Consider the following 23,423-nt stretch of genomic DNA (forward strand, 5'->3'; position numbering starts at 1 on the left):
TAATATTAGGATAGCCAGTAATGCAACGGATAACCAAATCTTCTTTAGCGTTATATGTAATAATGAGTACAGCTACGCTAACTGGATGTGATGCACCAGCAAAAGAGGAAAATAAAGCATCATTACAATTGCTTAATGTAGACACTCATCAACTCAAGCAACAACAAGATTTTTCGATTGAGCGTGAATACGTCGGCTTTGTTCAAGCAGGTCAACAGGCCAACCTTGGCTTTGAGCTTAGCGGTAAAATTGACAGTATTTATGTCAATGTGGGTGACACGGTTAAGCAAGGTGATCCTCTTTTAGCACTTGATACTTTATTACTTGCTACTGAAGCCGACCAATTAAAAGCCCAACAAGCTCAAATATCAGCGCAACTTGAATTAGTTAATGCTAATTTAAAACGACAAAAATCACTTAAATCCAAAGGCTTTAGCGCGGCATCGGATATAGATAGCCTGACAAGCCAACGCAAAGAGCTGCAAGCGAATTATCGTCAACTCTCAGCGACCCTTGCTGCAAACCAACTACGGTTAGTTAAATCCACTATTATCGCACCCTACAGTGGGGTCATCAGCGCACGCCATGTTTCCCACGGTGATGTTGTAAACGCTGGCTCTCCTACTGTTACCCTGCTGGCGAATAAAAACAAAGAAGTACATATCGGTATTCCTATCGACAAGGTACAAAGCGTGACCCAACAAAAAGCATGGACAGTAAGAGTGGGCAAAGACACATACCCTGTCACCTTGCTCAATCCGGGTGCTACCGTGAACCTTAATAGTCGTGCAATAAATTTCCGTTTTTCATTACCAACGAATGCCAATGTTATTAATGGTGAACTGGCGTATCTCAATTACAACGATACACAACAGCAAGCAGGGTTTTGGGTTCCCTTATCTGCGTTAACTGATGGTATTCGCGGTACATGGAATATTTTTGCGGTTGTTGAAAATGGTGCGGGGCCGGAAGTTGAACGACGCTCAGTACAACTCCTCTATGCTGCAAATGACAAAGCCTACATTCAAGGTGCCGTTGATGAAGGCGAACAGATTATCGCAACGGGATTACATCGTTTAGTACCAGGTCAAATCGTAACCATAACCCCAAGCGTAACACCGAAACAAAAAACAGCCACCAAGCCAGCATTAACTGATGATAATGGGGCTTAAAATGAAACGTATTCTTTCTAATACCCGCCTACTGGTTTTGGCTGTCGCTTTATTGATCGTGAGTGGTCTTTCTGCTTTATCTTCGTTGCCAAGAGCTGAAGACCCAATTATTAATAATCGTAACGCTTCAATTATAACCCATTATCCGGGGGCAACTGCTGAACGTGTTGAAGCGCTCGTTACCGAAAAAATTGAAAATAAACTACGACAAATAGATGATATTAATAACATTACATCGGTTTCTCGTCCGGGTATTTCGCTTGTCAGTATAGAACTAAAAGACAGCGTTACCGATTCAGAACCAGTATGGTCTGATGCAAGAGATAAACTCTCTGATATCACACCGAACCTACCAGAAGGTGCTTCTGTTCCTAATTTAGACAGCGATCATTCTTATGCCTTTACCGTCATTACCGCGCTTACTTGGCAAGGTCGCTCTCCCACAGATTTACTCACTCTACGCCGTTATGCCATTGAACTAGGTAACCGCCTACGTGCACTTAATGGTACAGAGTTTGTTGATGAATATGGCTTACCCGAAGAAGAAGTGGTGGTAAAAATTGATCCTGTTGCTGTTAGTGCATTAGGACGCTCAGCTATTTCTATTTCTTCTGCCATACAAGGTGCAGATGCAAAAAATGCTGCAGGTGAACTGGTAAATGGACAAAGCCGATTTAGTTTAGAAATTGCCGATTCTTTAGACTCACTCGACCGTATAAGACAAGTACCTATCACTATTGATAGTAACGGTCATCTTGTGCGGTTAGAAAATATTGCCACCATTCAACGTCAGCAAACAAATCCAGCAGCTGAGATAGCTGTTATCGATGGAAAGCTCGCAGTTATTGTTGCTGCGCGTATGCAGCCTCATCTACGCGTTGATCAATGGACAAAGAGCGTTAATCACTTTCTGACTCAATTTGAACAAGAGCTTCCGAGTAATATAAAACTCAATCGTATCTTTGAGCAACAAGGTTATACCCAAGTTCGTCTTACTGATTTAGCCCAAAATTTATTGCTCGGCTTCTCGCTTATTTTAATCGTATTATTTATTACGCTTGGGATCCGTTCTGCGTTTATTGTGGCACTATCATTGCCACTTACTTGCTTATTCACCCTCGCTTTAATGCATTTTACGGGGTTACCGATGAACCAAATGTCGGTAACGGGGTTAATTGTTGCGCTTGGGATCATGGTCGATAATGCGATTGTAATGGTAGATACTATTCAACATTATCGTAAGAAAGGTCTTGAACGAATCGATGCAGCCTTAAAAGCTATTCAGCATTTATGGATACCATTACTCGGTTCAACACTAACAACCATTCTTGCCTTTGCCCCTATTTTCCTAATGCCAGGTCCTGCCGGTGAATTTGTAGGTGCTATTGCTATCACCGTATCTTTTTCTCTAATCGGTTCTTATCTTATTGCTCATACTCTGGTTGCAGGATTCGCAGCGCGTTGGCTTCCTAAACAAACCCAACATAATGCATGGTACCAAACAGGCTTAACCCTACCTTGGCTTGCGAATGTATTTGGCAATACCGTAAAAATGGCAATTAAGCGTCCGTTATTAGCGCTCATTACAATGTCAGTATTACCTTTTGTTGGTATCTGGAGTGCATCTCAGTTAACCGAACAATTTTTCCCACCTTCTGATCGCGATATGTTCGAGATCCAAGTTTTCTTACCGCCACAAGCGAGTATTAATGCAACGGAAGCAACCACGAAAAAAATCGATCGCTTGCTTAATGAATATCAGGATATCGAACAAGTTAATTGGTTAATTGGAACTAATTTTCCCTCGTTTTACTACAACATGGTCGCTAACCAACAAGGCACACCTAACTTTGCTCAGGCGATGATCAAAACCAATAACTTTAAAGTTGCTAATACGCTGATCCCTAAACTGCAAAAGCAATTAGATAAAGCGATCCCAGAGGCACAAATTTTAATACGTAAGTTAGAACAAGGCCCACCGTTTAATGCGCCACTTGAAGTACGTTTATACGGCAATAACCTTGATAAACTAAAAACCATTGGTGAAGATATCCGTTTATTGATGGCGAGTACGCCAAATGTCACGCATACCCGTGAGACATTATTATCAGGTTTACCGAAAGTTAGTGTGGATGTAAATGAACAAGCTAGCCAATTAAGTGGTTTAAACCTCACTGAAATCGCGGATCTCTTGCAAGCATCACTGATTGGGATCACTAACGGCAATATTATCGAAGGTGCAGAAGCAATCCCTATTCGTGTTCGAGTGGATAACCTCTCCCGCGAAAATATGACGAACTTAGCAAACCTTCATATTCCTGTAGTTAATAACCATGCAAGCGATCAGTTTTCAGGTATTGCTATTTCATCCATAGCTGATCTATCACTGACCCCAACACGTGGCGCAATACCGCATCGAAATGGTCAACGAATTAATGTTATTGAAGGTTATTTAGAAGCAGGTGTTTTGCCGCAAACAGCATTGAATGCATTTAAAGTAAAGCTCAATCAATACATGACGACATTACCCGCCGGATATACCGTTGAAATTGGGGGTGAATCTGCGGAGCGAGATAAGTCTGTTGGTAACCTCATCGCCAATCTATCCATGGTGTTTACACTGATGATCATGGTGGTTGTGATCTCATTTAATTCCTTTAGATTAAGTTTGATCATTTTTACTGTTGGCTTTATGGCATCAGGGCTAGGACTGCTCTCAGTATGGCTGTTTAATTATCCGTTTGGCTTTACGGTCATTATTGGCTTACTCGGTTTAATTGGTTTGGCGATCAATGCAGCTATTGTCATTCTTTCCGAGCTAAAAGCAGACCCTAACGCATTAAATGGTGATAAACAGGCTATTCATATTGCCGTAATGAGTTGTACGCGACATATAACATCAACAACGATTACAACCGTTGGTGGATTTATTCCTCTGATGTTAGAAGGTGGTGGTTTTTGGCCTCCGTTTGCCGTTACCATTGCAGGCGGTACAGTATTAACAACATTACTTTCTTTCTACTTTGTACCTGCTGCTTTTACACTATTAATGAAGCGTAAACAGCAACATGTAATGCCATTACAAACAGCCTAATAAAAACAAAGCCCAATGCTTATCACTTCAAGTGAGGCATTGGGCTTTATTTATAAGCCGTTATCACAACGCTGTTGCAGTATTTTATTAGTATTTAAAAAAGAGGTATTAGAAAAATACTCTCTATTAATTTTAATACTTTGACTATTTACCCAGTGATCCCGTTCTGAACCTATCCCATATGCAATGTTATAAACCAAAAAATTCTGCTGCTGGTACATAAAACGTAAATTAGCGGGCAATGCCGTTCGTTGCTGAGTCATATTGACATAATAATAAAAATGACGATCACAGCGCTGCACAATGTAAGAACCTACTTGATTACGTATTGCAATGTAAGGTGGTTGATCTGTTGGTTGGAATAAAGTCCATTCTCCGACTACTCGCGTTAGCTCTATTGGTCGATGTGTCGTTAATTCTTGCATAGGAGGAATGAGCTCTTCAGAAACAACTTTTTGAGCAACTACAGGTGGCTCTATCAACCTATTTTCTCTCTTTGATATTACACTTTCAGTATCATTAGAATTTAAAAGTGTTATTGCAGCGACAGCTAATCCAATATTAAATGCAACAGAAGATATAAATAATCCATATTTAATTATTCGATATCTGTTTTTTCTCATCTTATTTTCATAAGGAAGAACCGTACTAACAATATTTTTTCTTTGTTCCCTTTCTAACGTTTCCGTTAATCGTTTATTCTCACTCGATTGATAATCTAATTTTTTTCTTAGTTCTAAGACTTGTTTTTCTAATTCGACATTATTTATTTGTTGAAGCTCTAACTCTTACTTTAATTTTTGTGCATATTTCTTTGTTAATAATATTTTTTCATGGTTAACATTGGTTAATTTGCAAAGATTATTACCATTACCGCATAATATTTCATTATATGCATGCGAAATTAATTGCATTAGAATAACAGAACCTGATTTATCAGGATGCAGCCGATGAGATAACAATTTATAACGTTTTTTGATATCAGTGGTTGTTGAGTATTCTGTTGTTCCCAGAAGTTCATGGTATGTTGTCATTGTAAATATTAGTAACGGTGACGTTAAAATACTCTGCAATGAAGATGTTCAATTAGCAACTATTAATTAAACATACTACAAAAAATTTCATTTTTTTTGACGACTGGCACGAAATTCACCAGGGGAACAACCAATATGCTTTTTAAATACTCTCGAAAAATAAGACACATCTTTAAATCCGGCAGATGAGGCAACGGCTGATATTTTTTCTTGATCTGAACTTAGGAGTCCACAAGCTAAATCTAACCGCTTTTTTATAATGTACTGCTTTAATGTCACTCCCATTATATTGTGAAATAAACGAGAGAAATATGTTGATGAAAATTGACAAGCACTCGCTAATTCTTCTTCCCGCAGAGGAGCACTGATGTCTTTGTCGATAATTGTTAAAGCAGGAAGGATCGAAAGTTCACGCTGAGAAATATCTTCCACATTTATCATATTATCGTCATGAGTATGTAAACGTGTTAAACAGGCATCAACTTTTTGACGAACTGCGTTACTCGACAAAATATCTTCAGCACCCGCTCGCAAAGCAGACACCGCCAATTCGGCATCTAAGTCATGATAAACAATAACAATTTTCACATCAGGAAAGCGCTGTTTTATGGTACGTAATAATTTAAAACCATTTGATTGTGAATCTTGTATTTCAATGAAAATTAATTCAAAGCCAGTCATTGTTGATAGTATTTCAAATGGCGATACATCAACGAGATTATGATACTGCAATAGAATATCTTTGGTACTAGTATGTTTTTCTTTATGACAACAATTAACCCAAATCACATCATCACCTGTTGGTTATTCTCTTGATAGGTTTCTTTGATGATCATCCTTTATCACAAAATAATATAGTTCCTAATTTGTTCAAACATTAATTATTATATACTTATTAATATGGCTAATAATGGTTACAAACACTAATTTATCCAGTCACATTATATGTTCTTAATTATTAACAACGAGACAATTATTTTAGTCTACCCCTAATTAATTGATAGCCACATTGGTATATTCATCAACAATGACAACTCTTTTATAACATAATGAATCTCTAGATATTATTTAAAATAACAATTAAGTATAAAAAAAACGGAAATAGTTTGTAGCAAAAAAAAAACAAATACCGTATTTCTAATACAAATTTTTACATATAAAATTTGCGTTTTAGTGTATCTTTGTGATCATTGTCATAATGTATAACAATTCACATAACTCAATAAAAACAAACAACGATAGTATACTTGTTTTATATTAATTTATGTTTCGCGATTAGGGATCTATCAATGCGTTATTTCTCACGGAATTATTATCTTTCCGTTATTACCGCAACTCTTGTTAGTTGTTTTTTTTCCAATCAAGCTGCAGCTCAGCCAATAACGCATTCATCACCTGTTATTGCAGCCTATTATCCAGATTGGAAAGTGTATACCCCTAAAACGCCCTACAGTGCCAACATGCTTCCTGTTAATGATTTAACGCATGTTATTTATGCCTTTCTTGCTGTTTGCGGACCTGTTGATGCCTCTCCCGACAACATAAAAAAAATAATGAAAACCCAATGTAAAAATAAACCAATAGGTACAGCTATCGTCTTAGATGACTATGCCGCACTTCAAATGAACCTAAAAGGTAAGACATCAAGTAAAGTCAGTTACCGTGGTAACTTCGGTCAACTAAAGTTACTTTCAGACGAAAATCCAAATTTATCTATTCTTCCTAGTTTTGGCGGCTGGACATTATCAGAGCCTTTCCATACTGTGGCGTTAAACGATGAATACAGAAAAACATTTGTTGATAGTGCTATAAAATTAATCCAAAAATATGATTTCTTCGACGGCATTCAAATCGATTGGGAATACCCCGGTGGACATGGTTTATCAGGCTTAGGCAATGATAATGTGGAAAGTGAACGTCTTGCATACACAAAGTTAATTCATGAACTTCGTACCCAATTAAATACGTTAGCTATAAAAAATAATCGCACCTACCAACTTTCAGCGGCAGTAAATGGTGCACCTAAAACATTACCCGGTATTGATTGGAAAAAAGTATCACAAGATCTCGATCAAATATTTTTAATGAGCTTTGACTTTTTAGGCAGTTGGGGTCCTACGGTTGGTCACCATAGTAATTTATATAGTACCCCTTTAACGCCTGATGACATGTCAGTTGACAACCAAGTAAACGCTTTATTAAAACAAGGAGTTGACAGACAAAAGATCATTATTGGCAGCCCCTTTTATGGTCGTGGATGGAAAGGTGTCGACAAAGTTTCTGCTGAAAGACTCGAAGGGCTAAGTAGTAAAGGAACAATGGAGAAAGGTTCAGATATTGCTGACCCTGGTTATTTTAACTACTCAGATATTATGAAATATCTAATAAATAATAAAAAATTGGGTTACCAGTACTATTACGACGAAAAAGCTGAAGCTGCCGTCTTATTTAGCACAAAGAAAAATGAATACATTAGTTTTGAAGATAAGCGTTCGTTACAAGCTAAAGCTGATTATGTAAAGAAACATCAACTCGGTGGCGTTTTTGGCTGGGAAGCTACGTCAGATCACAACCATGAGTTAATAAAATTACTCAGCAAAAACTTCAAACAATAACGACGTCTTGTTTATATAAACTGATCCCACATACTCATAAGCTTACTTTCCTAATAAGTAAGCTTATTTTTTATCCATTAAAAAATTTCTGTTCCCATCACCCGCTTAATTTTTTTACTTTTAGACATTTTTTCACTGTTTGCACAATTTTTTTGCTGACAATCACATTTCATTACCCTAACATTGCAGTCCGAAATATGAGTTCCGATGAAGACAGCAGGAGAGCGGCAAAAGAAATTACCATGATGGTATCTCTTGCGCCCGCCGAAGAAGTAAGCGTTTTAATCTATTGAGCCCCTCAACTGGTTAAATCGTAAATCTTTCAGGCACCATGTCGTATTTTACGATAGGTATGGACTGTTGTTGGAGGAGCCTCTGGAGAGACTCGTTAAATCGAGCGCCGAAGGAGCAAACCCTATATGGGTGAAACTCTCAGGCAAAAGGACAGAGGAGATAAGAGCAGCAACCAGATATTATCTGCATCCAACATTTATGTTGTTCTATATCTCTTCCTTTGAAGTTTAAAGGAGGAATAATGAATCCACTACACGATACAATTTTTAATTTTCTTAAAACCTTTGACAGTCTTGTTTGGGGACCGCCATTACTGATCTTACTAGTCGGTACAGGTTTGTACTTAACCATCCGTCTTGGTTTTATCCAAGTCCGTTACCTACCACTGGCATTACGCTATGTATTTGGTGGCAAAAAAGATGCTGATAGTAAAGGTGAAGGTGATGTTTCTAGCTTTGCCGCACTATGTACTGCCCTTTCTGCAACAATTGGTACAGGTAATATTGTTGGTGTAGCCACAGCAATTAAACTTGGTGGCCCTGGTGCACTTTTCTGGATGTGGCTTGCTGCTGTATTAGGTATGGCAACTAAATATGCAGAATGTTTATTAGCTGTAAAATACCGCGAAGTTGACAGTAACGGCCAAATTTTAGGCGGCCCAATGTACTACATCGAAAAAGGTGTTGGTAGCAAGTGGCTCGCGAAACTGTTCGCACTTTTTGCTGTTGGTGTTGCATGTTTTGGTATTGGTACTTTCCCACAAGCAAACGCCATTGTTGAAGCCGCACAGCTTTCTTTCAATGTACCGAAAGAAATCACCGTTGTTATTTTAACAGTCTTGGTTGCGACAGTGACGCTGGGTGGTATTAAATCCATTTCAAGTGTTGCAAGTACTGTTGTTCCCCTCATGGCTGGTTTTTATATCATTGCTTGTATCAGTGTATTAGCGAGTAATTTTGACGCCATCCCAAGTGCTATTAGCTTAGTTATTGAATCTGCATTCACAGGACACGCCGCTACAGGTGGTTTTGTAGGTGCTGGAATCATGCTTGCTATTCAGTCTGGTATTGCGCGCGGGGTATTCTCGAATGAATCAGGCTTAGGTAGTGCACCTATTGCAGCGGCTGCGGCACAAACTGAATCCTGTGTACGTCAAGGTCTTATCTCTATGACAGGTACTTTCTTTGATACTGTCATTATCTGTACGATGACAGGTCTAACATTGATTGTTACTGGCGCTTGGTCTTCTGATTTTGCAGGTGCTGCAATGACAACGCATGCTTTTGCAGAAGGTTTACATTCAAGCTATTACGGCCCATTAATGGTCTCTATTGGCTTAATGTTCTTTGCATTTACCACTATATTAGGTTGGAATTACTATGGCGAACGTTGTATTACTTACCTTTTCGGTGTGAAAGCAATTTTACCTTACAAGTTATTTTTCCTTGTACTTATCGCTGGCGGCGCCTTCATGCAGCTAGATATGATTTGGGTAATTGCGGATATTGTTAATGGCTTAATGGCGATCCCTAACCTTATTGGTCTCGTTGTATTACGCCACGTAGTCATTGCTGAAACACAGGCTTTTTTCGCAAAATTAAAGCAAGAAAATAGCCAACCTATTTCTGCACTATAAAATAGAATATCTATGAGCCTTACGACTGTGAGGCTCATACTTCTCTCTTCCCCTTACTTTTAATACAGCAAAAGCCATCTGTTTTGACATTACTCGTGTAATATTGATTTAATCTATAAGTAGATTAAATCAACGGCTTTATCCATCGCTGGTCTATATTGGTAGATAATGCGACGGTTACTTATTAATTATCCCCTACTTTAATAATTGATAAGTTAAATGAGTTGAAACTCATATGCTTAAAAAAGGACATTGCGATGAAAAATCAATCTTCACGTCGGCGCTTTTTACAATTAACTGTTGGTGGAATTATTGGCCTGAGTATTGGAAGCAAGCTATTAGTAAAACCGGCTCAAGCGGCTGAGCTTCCACATTTGTCTATCGATGATCCACAGGCAAAAGCTCTAAGTTATGTTAACGAGTCTACTAAAGGCGAGAATAATTGTAATAGCTGTATGCTTATTGAAGGTGATGCAAGCGCGGTATGGCGCCCATGTAAAATATTCCCTGGTAAGCTTGTGAATGCTAAAGGATGGTGTTCTGCTTACGCCCCTAAACCTGCCTAACTCTTTTCAAATAAAAAGGCCATATCAAAGGCCTTTTTATCACTTTATTAGAATTAACGGTAACAACGTTCAGCCCAACGTGCTAATCCAGCTGTAACTGAACCAAAGAAATTACCACTCACAATAGGAATATCTGGCAACTGCTGCTCAATACACTGCCTCAAAATTGGAGAACGCGCGGTTCCTCCTGTCATAAACACCACATCTGGTTTTTTATTACTCTGCGCCAACACTTCCACGACAAGATCACGCATCTTATCTGTTGGGGTTGCGATAGCTTCTGCAAATTGCTTAGCAGTAATATTTACTGCAAATAAGTCGTTGATTATTGCCATATCAACACGATATTTATCTTGATCAGATAACGCTATTTTAGCTTCTTCAGCACGTCGTACAATTTGGTAGCCCAAGGTTTCATGATAAACATGTATCAAACGGCTTAGTTTTGCAGGATCTGCAGCGTCATAACGTAACTTTTCCAACGCACGTAAATTAGCCTCAGAATAAAACTCAGTTTGTGCCGCGACATTATTAATCGCGATAGGATTCCAAAATTGATTAAACGGCATATCAATGCCTCGTGCAGTTTTGCTCCCTAAGCCAAATTCTGGCATCAATTGTTTAAAAGCAAGATGAATGTCTAAATCATTCCCACCCACACGCTGTCCGCTATGTGCCAGTAGAGACTGTGTTCTATCTTGCTTATTAATCCATTTAGGCCCCATTTCTATGAGTGAGCAGTCTGTAGTACCGCCGCCAATATCAACCACAAGTACTGTCTTATTCTCAGTTAATGTTGATTCAAATTCTAAACCTGCTGCAACGGGTTCGAACTGGAACGAAACATCTTTAAAGCCAGCACGTTTTGCTGCTTGAGAGAGAATTTTTTCAGCCTGAATATTTGCAGCTTCCCCCCCCGTCCCTTGAAAATTGATCGGTCGACCAATCACTGTTTGCGTAATATCTGATTGAAGATGCTGCTCTGCATTACGTTTAATATTCGCCATCATAGCGCATACAAGATCTTCAAAAAAACTGATCTGTGCGTCACGTAAGCCATTCGCACCAAGAAAAGATTTAGGAGATTTAACGTAATAGACTTCTTCAGGATCAGACAAATACGTATTCAGTGCGGCTTCACCAAACTGTAAATCACCACGGAAAATTTCAATATCTTCTTCACGGTTTACAGCCATTGCGCGGCGTAATACTTGCTCCCCGACACTGTCTGTTGGGGATATGCCCATAAAACGGTATAGATACTCTGATACCGCCTCTCGTGTAGGGGCACACAATGTCGATGGAATAAAATGATTATTGTGTTCTAGCGGTAACAGTTCGGGGTTACCATTTACCATTCTTGCGACTGAACAATTCGCAGTCCCATAATCAAATCCAATAAACATTTGAAGCACTCAAAGCAATAATAAAGCCAGCAATAATACCCCATCAATATATGCTTTTCACTGAGTTATTCACGCTATATCTTTACCTATATCCATCAGCAAAATAGCGCTAACATTCGACAAAATAGTGTCATTTTGTAACTTTACGATGCAATATTATTTAATTATCGCCATAATACTCTTTATTTAATTCTATAAAGAAGACCACAATGAAACGTATTTACCAATCTTTCTTCGTTGTACTATTAGCAGCACTGACATTAACAGCATGTTCTGATTCTAAAACACCCCAAGAAGGTGATAAGTATTCCGTAATTCCAACCCCTATGCCTAGCATGCCTGCTGTCACAGAGATCTTTTCACTGTCTTGTGGGCACTGTCGTAATATGGAGGGTATGCTGCCAGAGATTCAAAAATTAACAGACACCAAAGACATTAATCAAGTACACGTTATTTTCAATGAAAGCGCTCAAAAAGCTGCTTTTATTTTCTACGCAGCAATGATTCAAACGAATAACGAACCTAGCCATAAACTAGTAGAAGCGTTATTTACATTTGTACAAGACTCACCAAAAGATATGACAGATGCTCAACGTAAAGTAGCATTAGCGAAAATCTTCCATGATAACGGCTTAAAAAGCCCTTATGAGTTAACAAAAGAACAGCAAGCTGAAATCTTTAAGCTATTCCAGCAATCTGAAGATATCGTTCGCAATGCTGCATTACAATCAGTGCCAGCATTCCTGATCAATGGCAAATACCTTGTTAATACAAGCGCTCACGATAGCTTACAAGATATGGCAAACACAATTACATACCTTAAAAACAAAAAATAAATACATGCTCTTAAAAAATACCTACCTCATTGGTAGGTATTTTTTTATCGATGCAACCCTCATTTTTATTCCCCCCAATGTAAAAGTCTGCAACAACCACACTATTAATTGAATAAATATCAAAGATACATCTATCAGTAATATTTTTCTCTTATCATTACATAAACTTATATGTGCATACTACACAGCAAACGCTCTCGTATGCATATCAGTGATTAATAATGGATAAGGCAAATGGAATTATGATCAACACACTTAAGCACAAATTATTACTACTAAGCTTATTGCCTATGATCGCTATTCTCGGTATAGCGATGTGTATCGTCATCTATTTAGAGAACCAATCTCTAACAAAAAATGTGGCACATTATAAGCAAGAGCTTATTTCAGAAAGACAACAAGAACTCAAAGACGCGGTTATTATTACCAAGCACGCCATCGAAAATATCATTTCTAAAAACAGTGATGAAGCAACGCAGCTTGAAGAAATCCGCCAACTTATTACGCCTATTCGATTTGCAGCCAATGATGCTGGTTACTTTTTTATCTACACAATGGAGGGAGTAAATGTTGCTCACCCTCTTAAGCCTTCAATTCAAGGTACTGATCAAATTGGCGCGACGGATGCTAACGGCGTTGCGTACATCAAAGTATTAATTAATGCGGCTAAAAATAATGGACAGTTTGTTAAATACAGCTTTCCTAAAAAAGCGAACCAGCCAGCCCAACCAAAAGAAAGTTATGCGATTACACTTAATAACAATAAATGGTTTATTGGTACAGGCTTATATCTAGATGACATAGATAACAGTGTTGAACAATACACAGCACAGATTCATGCTGATATGAAAGATCGTATCAATACCGTCGCTTTTATTTCGATCATTTTAGCCGTAATTTCTGCCATGATTATTTTATTGATCACAAGCCGTATCATTAAGCCAGTTGAGCGTATGGTTAAAACACTTAATGATATTGCTGATGGTGAAGGTGATCTAACCAAACGTCTGGTGGTTGAAGGTAATGACGAAATTGCACAACTTGGAAAAGCATTTAACCGTTTTGCTAATAAACTACAAAGCATTATTTCCCAAGTTTCAGCGACTACAGATAGCCTGACAACAACGGCGCATAATGTACACAATCAAACTAATGCCTTAACTGCTAAACTGAACGAGCATAATTGCGAGACTGAACAAGTCGTTGCTGCCGTTGAGCAAATGAGCCTAGCTGCTAATGAGATAGCAGAAAACACCAACGATGTTGCTTCTGGTACTGAAAAAATGAGTGATGTTGCGCTTATCGCTCAACAACAAGTGGATACATCATTAGTATCAATAAATACGTTAGTAGATGAAGTAACCCAAGCCTCTGGCTACATTGATGCACTAAATCAGCAATCGCATAATATTAACAATGTACTAAAAGTGATTGGTGATATTGCTGAGCAAACAAACCTACTAGCATTAAATGCCGCTATTGAAGCCGCACGTGCTGGTGAACAAGGTCGCGGTTTTGCCGTTGTTGCTGATGAGGTTCGTGGGCTTGCGAGTCGTACTCAAAGCAGCACATTAGAAATTAATGAAATGCTAGATCAATTACATAACTTGGTTACACAAGCCGTTCAAGCGATGGATAAAAGTCAGACATCTTGTAATGATGCGGTAAGTTCGACAAATCAAATCTCGAATAACCTCATTTCTGTCACAGAAGCCGTAACCGAAATAAATGGCAAGATTAATCAAATTGCAGCTGCCTCTACCGAGCAAAATGCAGTCACTGGTGAGATAAGCGGCAATATGGGCTCTATCCAAAGTATTGTGACCGACTTGATTCGCGAAAATAAAAACTCTGAACTTATCGTTAGCCAACTGGATGACGCGGGTCATAAATTACAGCAACTGGTTGGACAATTTAAAACACAATAATTGCCATTCAAGCTAATTATAAAACCGAATAAAGGCACTCTCTTGTGCCTTTATTTTTATCTAAAACTCACCAACGTTGTACATATTTCAGATAACTGACCAGTTCAGCTCACACAATTAAATAGTGACTTTCATCACATTCTTTGTATGATTTAGAAAATTTTAACGAATGTTTTGTATGAAGAATTATTCTCGCTTTGCAATCAAATATTTCCGCCAACTACTTGTGTTTCGCGTGTTTGTTGCACTTAGTATTATTGTCTCTATTATTCAAATATTTAGCTTACCTTATGGCTCATGGGCGCTGATTACTACAGTAACAATCATGGGCAGTATTCACTTTCTTGGTGGTGTTTTATCCAAAGCTAATCAACGAATAACAGGAACTATATTAGGGGCGATTATAGGTTTATCTCTCTATTTAATACCCACTTCATACAGTTGGCTCCACCACATTATTTTAATCACTACGGTGGTTACAGCAATTTACTATACACAAGGTAAGTATTCTTATGCGGCACTTGTTGTTGCTATTACTGTTGTTGTGGTTGCTGGCGGTGGCCCAGAGGATTTACATGCTGCAATGTGGCGCACAATCAATGTGTTTTGGGCCGCTATCGTTGCTATTTGTTGTAGCTTATATATTTTTCCTGCTCGTGCAACGGATCATTATCTTAATTACACTCATCAGTTCATCAAGCTCTGTTGTAACTATTATCATCAGCATAACCAGCAAATAGCGGCAGAAAACTTTCAACTTATAGATATCAATCCCCTATCAAACATCCTTGATAAACAAACTAGCCTTCAGCCACATACTAAAAATGAGAATATTGCCAGTAAACAGCTCTTAACTGAGATCATGCTGACAGAAGAACAAATATTTACCATGATGGGTTCAATGCTGCACACGCGGTGGGATAAACAGTTAGGGCAGAATAAAATTAACGATATGCTAGGTCTAATGGAGGCCAAAGAACAATTAGCAGATCGATTCTCACGTCTTGCTATTCAAATAGAAAACCAACATATTTTACCTGTTAAACAAGAAGAAATAAAAATGCTCTCACTTTTACCTCCTACGGATAACCATGAGCAAAGTGATACCAGTAATATTAGTTATTATGGTTATTTATGGCTTAACCGTGAGATAGCTCGCCAATTTTCACAGCTCACTCATTTATTAAGTGAATACTACTCTCACTTGAATAACAAATAATAATAAGGGCATAACTTTATGCCCTTTTATCTTCTAAACGTTACTATGTTCAAGTAGCACCATAACTTCAACATGCTCTGTGTGCGGGAACATATCAAACCACTGCAACTTTATTACCTTATATCCCGTTAACCTCGCTAAGTCTTGCTCTAGCGTATAAGGGTTACAACTTGAATAAATAATATGTTTTGGTGCAAAATCATTAAGTTGTTGACACAGTTGTTCACCAATCCCCCGCCTCGGTGGATTAACCAATACTAACTCTGGCGCACTTTCATTTGATTGTGAAAAACTGGTTGAATCTAAAGCCGCAAAACGTAAATTCGTCACTCCCATAATTTCAGCAGAATGCTTAGCACTCTCAATGGCTTCTGGCTCTATTTCGATACCCGTAACATGCTCTACCTCTTCAGCGCAATGTAACGCAAAACCACCAACACCACAGAATAAATCCCACATAGAAGTTGGCTTTATCTCACTGACCCAACGTTTTGCTGTTGCATAAAGGCTCTCTGCCACTTTTGGATTGGTTTGAAAGAAGCTTTTAGGTCTTACAACCAAAGGAACATGATTAAATTGTTCTAATAAATAATGATCAGAGGTTAAGAAAATTTCTTCTTCCCCTTCTAAGCGTGCCATGTGTACAGGTTGAATATTCACCGAAACGACTTTTACCGAAGGAAATGCCGCCATCAGTTCCGGTAAATTATTAACGATACGCGCGATAGCATCATGGCTTCTTAATACAAATCGAAGCATAAACTCACCTCGGCTATTACTGCGTGTTAATAACACAAATTTCAACTCACCTTTCTTTTTCTTTACGTTATAAGGTGGAATACCTGCACAACGAATCCAACGCTCAATATAGATCAACAACGCTTGCATATCAGCGGGATATAAAGGACAAGTACACAAACTAATCGGTTTAGATCCTGACGTTGATAAATCCTCAGTCTGTTTTTGAATACCTAAACATGGCTCATGAGCTGCGCCTAGCACCACCATTTTTGCTTTATTACGATAACCAGAAATGGCACTTTCTACTGTTGCTAACCATTGCTGTGGATGATGTTCTGAAAACAAACCACGTAACACATCATCTTTTTGTTTAATCTGCTGCGGATATGAAAGCGAAGCTAAAGGGCATGATTGGCATACCCCTTGAAGTGAGAATGGACACTGCATAGTTCAAACGTTTACAGGAAAAAATGTTAGTCTAACCTGCGAAATAAAAATGACTATTTAGGTTATAAATCATAAAGATTAAAATTTTTTATCGCTGACTGTAATAGCGCGCTTTGTTGCTTTTATATCATCAATAAACCAATAGTATTTACCTAATCAACAAATACTAAATTTTCGATGCCTTGATAGTTCACTTTCACAATCCCAGTATCAAATACCTTTTCTAACTGCGAAACAATCATTACCTCCTGAGCCCTACCAACAGCAATACAATGGCCCGCTTCAAGCAATATCACTTTGTCGGCTTCACGTAATGTTCGATTCAAATCATGGTTAGCCATAATCACAGCAACCCCTTGTGACGCAATCTTTCGTATCAATTTATACATAGACGCTTCTTGACCAATATCTAAAGATGCCGCCGGTTCATCAAGTAATAGATATTTAGCGTCGGGATTTAATGAAGGCCAAACTTGTAAACAAGCGGAAGCTAATCTCACTCGCTGCCACTCACCACCAGAGAGCTTTTGAATACTTCGCGATAATTTATCAACAATACCTAAATATACACACACTTCATCAATAGCAGCTTGTTTACTCACGTCTTTTACTTCTCCTAGCGCCGTAAAAGACATTAAAAGATACTGGTACACTGGAATGGCAAAATTTGGCTTATCTTGCTGAGACATATAACTCCGCACACGAGCTAATGAAGCAAGATCATAATCTGCTAGCTCAATACCTTCCAAAGTAATATTGCCACCCGAAGAAAATAACCCAGAAATAAGTCCTATTGCGGTACTTTTACCACTACCATTAGGACCAATAAAATGCACGATTTCACCACTATCAACTGAAAAGGACAAAGGCTTTAATCGATTATCAGCAGCAATACGATTAATCATTAACATTGGCATATTATTAATCCAACTCAGCTCGCATAAGCATCCAAATAAACACTGGCGCACCAAGCGATGTAGTCACAACACCAACAGGAAGATCGGCTGAAGGCAGTAAAATACGTGATAACGTATCAGCGACAACTAATAATCCCCCTCCAGCTAAAGCAGATAGCGGCAATAAAAAACGATTTTCTGTGCCTAACATTAAACGTATTAAATGCGGCACAACAAGCCCAATAAAACCAATAATCCCCGCTAACGCGACGGCACTACCGACTAATAACGATACCATTAAGATCAGTTTCCAGCGCAGCGTTGTTACATTCAAGCCAAGTTGTCTCGCATGAAGCTCCCCCAACATTAAAATATCGAGTTTTTCACCCTGACAACATAAAACAGCTAACACAGGAACAATAAAAAACAGCAAAGATAGTTGCTGCCAATTAACCCCGCCAAGACTTCCCATAAGCCAGTACATTAACTGTCGCATACTAAGATCATCACTGAAATAAAATGCCCAAGTAATAACAGCACTAGACAAAATACCCAACGCGACACCAATCAGTAATAATCGAGTCATTGAAACACTACGTCGACGTGAGAGACCAACAAGGATCATTGTAAATAATAATGCGCCTCCCATCGCTGTAAACATGGTAAGCATAGGAGATGGTGCAAATGGCAAGAAAAATAATACTGCAACTAAGGCTAAACTTGCACCACCGGAGATACCCAATACGCCCGGCTCAGCTAATGGATTACCAAGTAAAACTTGCAGCACAGCACCAGAACTGGCTAAAGACGCTCCTATAGCCAGTGCAGCTAATAACCGAGGTAAACGTAACTGTAGGAGTAATTGTTGCTCTAAGTCCCCTTCAGGAGCCCATGGTTTGATCCACAACTCACCAACGGATAAGGAAAAAAAACAAACAACAATAAGTAATGAAACGATTAGCCAAAAACTGAACCGCCAGCGTGATTGCTGACGGGCTAGTAATACATTAAGAGACATACGATCCATCGTTAAAGTGGTAAAAGAGCCTTACCTTACAACCTCTCGTAACAGAACAAAAGTAAGAGATTGTAGTTATGAAAAACATAAATTAAAAAAAATTAGCCACATAACCGTACCTGCTCATCAAAGATGATATGTGCTTTTTTTACCATTAATGCTGCTCGTTGACCTAACGCCACATTCGCATTAGGAAAAACAACAGCCTCTCCTTTTTCATCCGCAATAAACTCTTGTTCTTTATCGCTACCTAAATAAGTACCTTCTTCGAAAAATGTAAAGTTTGGCAAGTCATTAGGAAAAGAAAAAGTGAATGATTCTGATTGTTTCAGTAATGTCCTATTTACACGATAGACTTCAACATCATTATTCCAACTAATGGGTAATGTACTTTCCGTTATTAACTTCATTAAAGAATGACTAAAATACGACAATAGTGTTAAATCATTTTCTCCAAAATCCGCTACTTTACCTAACTCAATCGTTAATGATTGCGCACCATGATATTCAGCACTAAACCAACTAAAGGTAGAGGATGGATCATTCGCTAACAGTACCGCTTCAATTTTTGCATATTGAATAAAACTAAACAGACTATTACTACGTGATAACTTATGGCTATATGGGCTAATTGCAAAGGTATAGTGCTCTGAGCGTCGAATTGCACAGTGAAGGTCAAGATGCCACTTTTCTGGCTGAATCGCTGTAGAGGAGCCATAAAAACTGTTTACAGCCTCTTGCAGTTGATTTGCAACCTTACAATCAATATTCCTTTCTTGATTCCGAACTTTGAATAAACGATTCATGTTTTCATCAATGAAGCGTGTTTTGTTATTAATAGCTTCAGGGTGAGCAATAATTAACAGTAACCGATGAACAGGTTCAATATGCCCAAGTAAAATACCTTCCGCTAATTGCTGTATTAATTCAATTGGCGCCGTTTCATTGCCATGTACGCCAGAAGATAAAACAATATCTTTTGCTGTACTCATTTGCTCTATCGGCGTGATTTGCAGTACACCACGTTGCAACAATTTACAATGAATACCAGATTCCAAGATCCATTCGCCGACCGTGAATGGTAATGATAAATCACAAGTTGCCGATAAAAAACGGCCTTTTTTCACTTCATCAACAAACGTCATATTACCTCCATGTACATAAACGTTATGAAATACAATCGCCAAATAGCTTTAACCTCCAGTATAAAACACCAAACTTTAAACACAATAGCAACATAATGACAACCTACAGCCTCATGAAGGTTCACTTCTCTCGGCAAGAGGTAATAAAAAACCCAAGAGAATAAATTCACTTGGGTTTCGATTTGACTAAGCGTTAAACGGGCTTATTTAGGTACTTCTAATGTTTCTACTCGTGCTTTTAGTTTCTGACCTGGGCGGAAAGTAACTACACGACGCGCAGAAATTGGAATATCTTCGCCAGTTTTCGGGTTACGCCCTGGTCTCTCGTTTTTGTCTCGTAAGTCAAAATTACCAAAACCAGACAGTTTTACTTGTTCGCCATTTTCTAGAGCCTTCCTAACTTCTTCAAAGAAGACTTCCACCGTATCCTTGGCGTCCCGTTTGCTTAATCCAACATTCTCAAACAGGTTCTCAGCCAAATCGGCTTTTGTGAGCGCCATAGATAACTCCCTCAAGACTATGTTGAATGTATAGTAACAATACTGGCATCATTCCAATTCGTTACTGTGAATAAGGTTACGTTGATAAGGTTAACAACACCTATAATTGGTGCTTGAAAAGATTAACATCTCTACTTCCCTATCAACTAGAGTCAAGTCTAAGCCAACTTGCTGATTTCCGCCAACTTTTTTACGTAAACTTCACGTTAATTTCTAATTTATTTTTTGCTTTACGCGCACTCTATTGTGCAATCAGTTGAAATAATAGCAAAACAAAACATCAACAAAACCTTTTAAAAACATACATTTAACATTTTATTTATTTTATAAAACATAAAAAAAGTAAAAAATATCTATTAATCAGAGTCTTATTATTTTTTGGAGAAAGATCAAAAAAAAAGCAGCCATGATTGGCTGCTTTTAAAAAACAAAGAGTTAAATGCGTCAATATTTTTGTAATTAACGTTATTAACCTTTATTAACTCGTCTTAGTCACGTAGTGATGCACCGAACTTTTCAGCTAATGCAGCAACAATAGCTTCTACTGCTGATGCAATATCTGCTTCTTCTAATGTGCGCTCTGCTGATTGTAGCGTCAATGCGATTGCAAGACTCTTGTTACCTTCTTCAACGCCTTTACCCGTGTAAACGTCAAATAGGTTAACATCTGTCAGTAGCTCACCACCGTTTTCACGACAAGCAGCAACAACATCACCAGCTAATACATCTTCGTTTACCACAACGGCGATATCACGACGGTTTGCAGGGAACTTAGATACAACAACGGCTTCAGGAAGCATACGAGAGTTAATTGCAGCCCACTCGATTTCAAACATGATAGTACGACCATTCAAGCCAAACTTACGTTCTAGCTCTGGGTGTACGGTACCAATGAAACCAACTTCTTTGCCATCAAAAACGATTGCTGCTGATTGACCTGGGTGAAGTGCTGGGTGCTTAGCTGCTTTGAAGCTAAATGCGGCTTCATTAGCTGTTAACTCAAGCACTGCTTCTAAATCACCTTTAAGATCGAAGAAATCTACAGTGTTAGTTGCAATATCCCAGTGCTCATCACTACGGTTACCGGCAATAACACCAGCAAGCATCATTTCTTGACGCATACCGTTTTCTGCTGATTGCTCAGGAACAAAACGTAAGCCCGCTTCAAATAAACGAACACGTGGTTGCTGACGCTTCTGGTTAAATACAACTGTATTTAGTAGGCCAGTCCACAAGCTTAAACGCATTGCTGACATATCCGCAGAAATTGGGAAAGGCAGAATCAATGGTTCAATTTCAGGCACGATAAGTTTTTGTTGCTCAGGCTCAACGAAGCTGTAAGTAATCGCTTCTTGGTAACCACGATCAACAAGCAGATCACGTACACGCTTAAGCGGAAGGTTCGCTTCTTTGTGTAGATTCATGCTTAGCGCAGCAACTGGCGATTGATTTGGAATATTGTTGTAGCCGAAGATACGACCCACTTCTTCCACTAAATCTTCTTCAATTGCCATGTCGAAACGCCATGCTGGTGCTGTTGCTTTCCAGCCAGCATCAGTTGTTTCAACGTCACAGCCTAGGCGTGTTAGGATTTCAACCACTTCCTCAGAAGCAATTGAGTGGCCTAATAGGCGATCTAGTTTAGTACGACGAAGTTCAATCGTTGCTGCTTTTGGTAAATCAGCTTCTGATTCAGCTTCAACGATTGGTGCAACTTCACCACCACAAATTTCAACGATAAGTGCTGTTGCACGCTCCATCGCCTTCATTTGTAGTGTTGCATCAACACCACGCTCAAAGCGGTGTGAAGAATCAGTGTGTAGACCGTAGCTACGAGCACGACCACGGATTGCATCTGGTGCGAAGAACGCACACTCAAGTAGTACGTCTTTCGTCTCAGTGTTAACACCAGAGAACTCACCACCGAAGATACCAGCAATCGCTAGTGCTTGCTTGTTATCAGCAATTACTAGAGTGTTGTCATTTAGTTCAGCTTCGTTACCATCAAGAAGAGTCAGCTTTTCGCCTTGCTCTGCCATACGAACAACAATGCCACCGTCGATCTTAGCAAGATCGAATGCGTGCATTGGTTGACCCATTTCAAGTAATACGTAGTTAGTGATGTCTACAATTGGATCAATTGAGCGTGTACCACAACGACGTAGTTTTTCTTGCATCCATAATGGTGTTTCAGCTTGAACATTAACATTACGAACAATACGGCCAAGGTAACGTGGACATGCAGCAGGTGCTTTAACATCAATAGAAATAGTGTCAGCAGCTGTAGGTGCAACGATCTCAAATTGAGGCTCAGTTACTTCAGCACGGTTAAGTACGCCAACTTCACGAGCAAGACCTGCAATACTTAGACAGTCAGCACGGTTAGCTGTTAGATCAACGTCGATAGTAACATCGTCAAGACCTAGGAATTCACGGAAGTCAGTACCTAATACTGCATCTTCTGCAAGTTCCATGATGCCGTCAGACTCAACATCGATACCTAGCTCAGTGAATGAACACAGCATACCGTGAGAAGGTTGACCACGTAATTTTGCTTTCTTGATTTTAAAATCACCAGGTAGCACAGCACCAACTGTTGCAACCGCAACCTTGATACCTTGACGACAGTTAGATGCGCCACAAACGATGTCTAGAAGCTCTTCAGCACCAACATCCACTTTTGTAACACGAAGTTTGTCAGCGTCTGGGTGTTGTGCACACTCAACCACTTGACCAACTTTAACGCCAGTGAATTCACCAGCTACTGCTTCAATACCGTCAACTTCCAGACCAGCCATTGTGATCTGGTGAGCTAGTTCTTCGCTGTTTACTGCAGGATTAACCCACTCGCGTAGCCAAGATTCAGAGAATTTCAT

Annotated in this window: 18 protein-coding genes and 1 riboswitch; of the genes, 8 read left to right on the forward strand and 10 right to left on the reverse strand. The window is 38.9% G+C overall.

Features of this window, described 5'->3' with window-relative positions; all coding sequences use genetic code 11:
• Positions 1 to 20 precede the first annotated feature (20 nt).
• Together BTO08_RS06495 and BTO08_RS06500 are read left to right on the forward strand one after the other, a co-directional pair.
• The gene (locus BTO08_RS06495; RefSeq protein WP_105060375.1) at positions 21 to 1,172 is read left to right on the forward strand and encodes an efflux RND transporter periplasmic adaptor subunit; all 1,152 of its coding nucleotides are present in this window, start codon (positions 21 to 23) and stop codon (positions 1,170 to 1,172) included.
• A 1-nt stretch (position 1,173) separates the two neighbouring features.
• A complete protein-coding gene (locus BTO08_RS06500; protein ID WP_105060376.1) occupies positions 1,174 to 4,266 on the forward strand; it encodes an efflux RND transporter permease subunit in 3,093 nt (1,030 codons plus the stop codon).
• Positions 4,267 to 4,316: 50 nt separating this feature from the next.
• Here the strand turns inward: BTO08_RS06500 and BTO08_RS06505 are convergent, their stop codons facing one another.
• The 3 genes from BTO08_RS06505 to BTO08_RS06510 form a co-directional block, all read right to left on the reverse strand.
• Positions 4,317 to 4,889, reverse strand: a complete 573-nt coding sequence (locus BTO08_RS06505; RefSeq protein ID WP_242446242.1) for a hypothetical protein — start codon at positions 4,887 to 4,889, stop codon at positions 4,317 to 4,319.
• A 165-nt stretch (positions 4,890 to 5,054) separates the two neighbouring features.
• On the reverse strand, positions 5,055 to 5,300 hold the full coding sequence (locus BTO08_RS22525; RefSeq protein ID WP_347337942.1) for a J domain-containing protein: 246 nt from the start codon (positions 5,298 to 5,300) through the stop codon (positions 5,055 to 5,057).
• Between the two features lie 87 nt (positions 5,301 to 5,387).
• On the reverse strand, positions 5,388 to 6,089 hold the full coding sequence (locus BTO08_RS06510) for an AraC family transcriptional regulator (RefSeq protein WP_105060377.1): 702 nt from the start codon (positions 6,087 to 6,089) through the stop codon (positions 5,388 to 5,390).
• Positions 6,090 to 6,589: 500 nt separating this feature from the next.
• Here BTO08_RS06510 and BTO08_RS06515 point away from each other — a divergent pair, with 500 nt between their 5' ends.
• The 3 genes from BTO08_RS06515 to BTO08_RS06525 all read left to right on the forward strand — a co-directional run bounded on the left by BTO08_RS06515 (position 6,590) and on the right by BTO08_RS06525 (position 10,411).
• Positions 6,590 to 7,915, forward strand: a complete 1,326-nt coding sequence (locus BTO08_RS06515; protein WP_105060378.1) for a glycoside hydrolase family 18 protein — start codon at positions 6,590 to 6,592, stop codon at positions 7,913 to 7,915.
• A gap of 365 nt (positions 7,916 to 8,280) precedes the next feature.
• Positions 8,281 to 8,373, forward strand: a riboswitch (glycine riboswitch).
• Between the two features lie 77 nt (positions 8,374 to 8,450).
• Complete coding sequence (locus BTO08_RS06520; RefSeq protein WP_105060379.1) at positions 8,451 to 9,845, forward strand: alanine/glycine:cation symporter family protein; 1,395 nt, start codon at positions 8,451 to 8,453, stop codon at positions 9,843 to 9,845.
• A 257-nt stretch (positions 9,846 to 10,102) separates the two neighbouring features.
• Positions 10,103 to 10,411 (forward strand): high-potential iron-sulfur protein, encoded by a 309-nt coding sequence (locus BTO08_RS06525; RefSeq protein WP_105060380.1) that lies wholly within the window; start codon positions 10,103 to 10,105, stop codon positions 10,409 to 10,411.
• 53 nt (positions 10,412 to 10,464) lie between these two features.
• Here the strand turns inward: BTO08_RS06525 and yegD are convergent, their stop codons facing one another.
• Complete coding sequence (gene yegD, locus BTO08_RS06530) at positions 10,465 to 11,817, reverse strand: molecular chaperone (protein ID WP_105060381.1); 1,353 nt, start codon at positions 11,815 to 11,817, stop codon at positions 10,465 to 10,467.
• 209 nt (positions 11,818 to 12,026) lie between these two features.
• Between yegD and BTO08_RS06535 the strand changes: the two genes are divergently transcribed.
• The 3 genes from BTO08_RS06535 (at position 12,027) to BTO08_RS06545 (ending at position 15,800) form a co-directional block, all read left to right on the forward strand.
• Entirely contained in the window at positions 12,027 to 12,653 is a 627-nt protein-coding gene (locus BTO08_RS06535) for a thiol:disulfide interchange protein DsbA/DsbL (RefSeq protein WP_105060382.1), read from the forward strand.
• A gap of 242 nt (positions 12,654 to 12,895) precedes the next feature.
• Positions 12,896 to 14,581, forward strand: coding sequence for a methyl-accepting chemotaxis protein (locus BTO08_RS06540; RefSeq protein WP_105061317.1), 1,686 nt, complete (start codon positions 12,896 to 12,898; stop codon positions 14,579 to 14,581).
• A gap of 178 nt (positions 14,582 to 14,759) precedes the next feature.
• Positions 14,760 to 15,800 (forward strand): FUSC family protein, encoded by a 1,041-nt coding sequence (locus BTO08_RS06545; RefSeq protein WP_105060383.1) that lies wholly within the window; start codon positions 14,760 to 14,762, stop codon positions 15,798 to 15,800.
• Positions 15,801 to 15,833: 33 nt separating this feature from the next.
• Here BTO08_RS06545 and rlmC read toward each other — a convergent pair whose 3' ends face one another.
• From rlmC to pheT, 6 genes are all read right to left on the reverse strand, one after another.
• The gene (rlmC, locus tag BTO08_RS06550) at positions 15,834 to 16,988 is read right to left on the reverse strand and encodes a 23S rRNA (uracil(747)-C(5))-methyltransferase RlmC (RefSeq protein WP_105060384.1); all 1,155 of its coding nucleotides are present in this window, start codon (positions 16,986 to 16,988) and stop codon (positions 15,834 to 15,836) included.
• A gap of 152 nt (positions 16,989 to 17,140) precedes the next feature.
• A complete protein-coding gene (gene btuD, locus BTO08_RS06555) occupies positions 17,141 to 17,905 on the reverse strand; it encodes a vitamin B12 ABC transporter ATP-binding protein BtuD (RefSeq protein ID WP_105060385.1) in 765 nt (254 codons plus the stop codon).
• A 4-nt stretch (positions 17,906 to 17,909) separates the two neighbouring features.
• Positions 17,910 to 18,902, reverse strand: coding sequence for a vitamin B12 ABC transporter permease BtuC (gene btuC / locus BTO08_RS06560; RefSeq protein ID WP_198038418.1), 993 nt, complete (start codon positions 18,900 to 18,902; stop codon positions 17,910 to 17,912).
• 101 nt (positions 18,903 to 19,003) lie between these two features.
• Positions 19,004 to 20,047, reverse strand: a complete 1,044-nt coding sequence (locus BTO08_RS06565; RefSeq protein ID WP_105060387.1) for a succinylglutamate desuccinylase — start codon at positions 20,045 to 20,047, stop codon at positions 19,004 to 19,006.
• Between the two features lie 203 nt (positions 20,048 to 20,250).
• A complete protein-coding gene (gene ihfA, locus BTO08_RS06570) occupies positions 20,251 to 20,547 on the reverse strand; it encodes an integration host factor subunit alpha (RefSeq protein WP_005367406.1) in 297 nt (98 codons plus the stop codon).
• Between the two features lie 488 nt (positions 20,548 to 21,035).
• A complete protein-coding gene (pheT, locus tag BTO08_RS06575) occupies positions 21,036 to 23,423 on the reverse strand; it encodes a phenylalanine--tRNA ligase subunit beta (protein WP_105060388.1) in 2,388 nt (795 codons plus the stop codon).

The sequence above is a fragment of the Photobacterium angustum genome (assembly GCF_002954615.1).
Taxonomy (GTDB): domain Bacteria; phylum Pseudomonadota; class Gammaproteobacteria; order Enterobacterales; family Vibrionaceae; genus Photobacterium; species Photobacterium angustum_A.

Bases quoted from the DNA above. Each gene is read 5' to 3' on its own strand.
- BTO08_RS06495 (WP_105060375.1), top strand. From the start codon at position 21: ATGCAACGGATAACCAAATCTTCTTTAGCGTTATATGTAATAATGAGT.
- BTO08_RS06500 (WP_105060376.1), top strand. From the start codon at position 1,174: ATGAAACGTATTCTTTCTAATACCCGCCTACTGGTTTTGGCTGTCGCT.
- BTO08_RS06505 (WP_242446242.1), bottom strand. From the start codon at position 4,889: ATGAGAAAAAACAGATATCGAATAATTAAATATGGATTATTTATATCT.
- BTO08_RS22525 (WP_347337942.1), bottom strand. From the start codon at position 5,300: ATGACAACATACCATGAACTTCTGGGAACAACAGAATACTCAACAACC.
- BTO08_RS06515 (WP_105060378.1), top strand. From the start codon at position 6,590: ATGCGTTATTTCTCACGGAATTATTATCTTTCCGTTATTACCGCAACT.
- BTO08_RS06520 (WP_105060379.1), top strand. From the start codon at position 8,451: ATGAATCCACTACACGATACAATTTTTAATTTTCTTAAAACCTTTGAC.
- BTO08_RS06525 (WP_105060380.1), top strand. From the start codon at position 10,103: ATGAAAAATCAATCTTCACGTCGGCGCTTTTTACAATTAACTGTTGGT.
- yegD (WP_105060381.1), bottom strand. From the start codon at position 11,817: ATGTTTATTGGATTTGATTATGGGACTGCGAATTGTTCAGTCGCAAGA.
- BTO08_RS06535 (WP_105060382.1), top strand. From the start codon at position 12,027: ATGAAACGTATTTACCAATCTTTCTTCGTTGTACTATTAGCAGCACTG.
- BTO08_RS06540 (WP_105061317.1), top strand. From the start codon at position 12,896: ATGATCAACACACTTAAGCACAAATTATTACTACTAAGCTTATTGCCT.
- BTO08_RS06545 (WP_105060383.1), top strand. From the start codon at position 14,760: ATGAAGAATTATTCTCGCTTTGCAATCAAATATTTCCGCCAACTACTT.
- rlmC (WP_105060384.1), bottom strand. From the start codon at position 16,988: ATGCAGTGTCCATTCTCACTTCAAGGGGTATGCCAATCATGCCCTTTA.
- btuD (WP_105060385.1), bottom strand. From the start codon at position 17,905: ATGCCAATGTTAATGATTAATCGTATTGCTGCTGATAATCGATTAAAG.
- btuC (WP_198038418.1), bottom strand. From the start codon at position 18,902: ATGTCTCTTAATGTATTACTAGCCCGTCAGCAATCACGCTGGCGGTTC.
- BTO08_RS06565 (WP_105060387.1), bottom strand. From the start codon at position 20,047: ATGACGTTTGTTGATGAAGTGAAAAAAGGCCGTTTTTTATCGGCAACT.
- ihfA (WP_005367406.1), bottom strand. From the start codon at position 20,547: ATGGCGCTCACAAAAGCCGATTTGGCTGAGAACCTGTTTGAGAATGTT.
- pheT (WP_105060388.1), bottom strand. From the start codon at position 23,423: ATGAAATTCTCTGAATCTTGGCTACGCGAGTGGGTTAATCCTGCAGTA.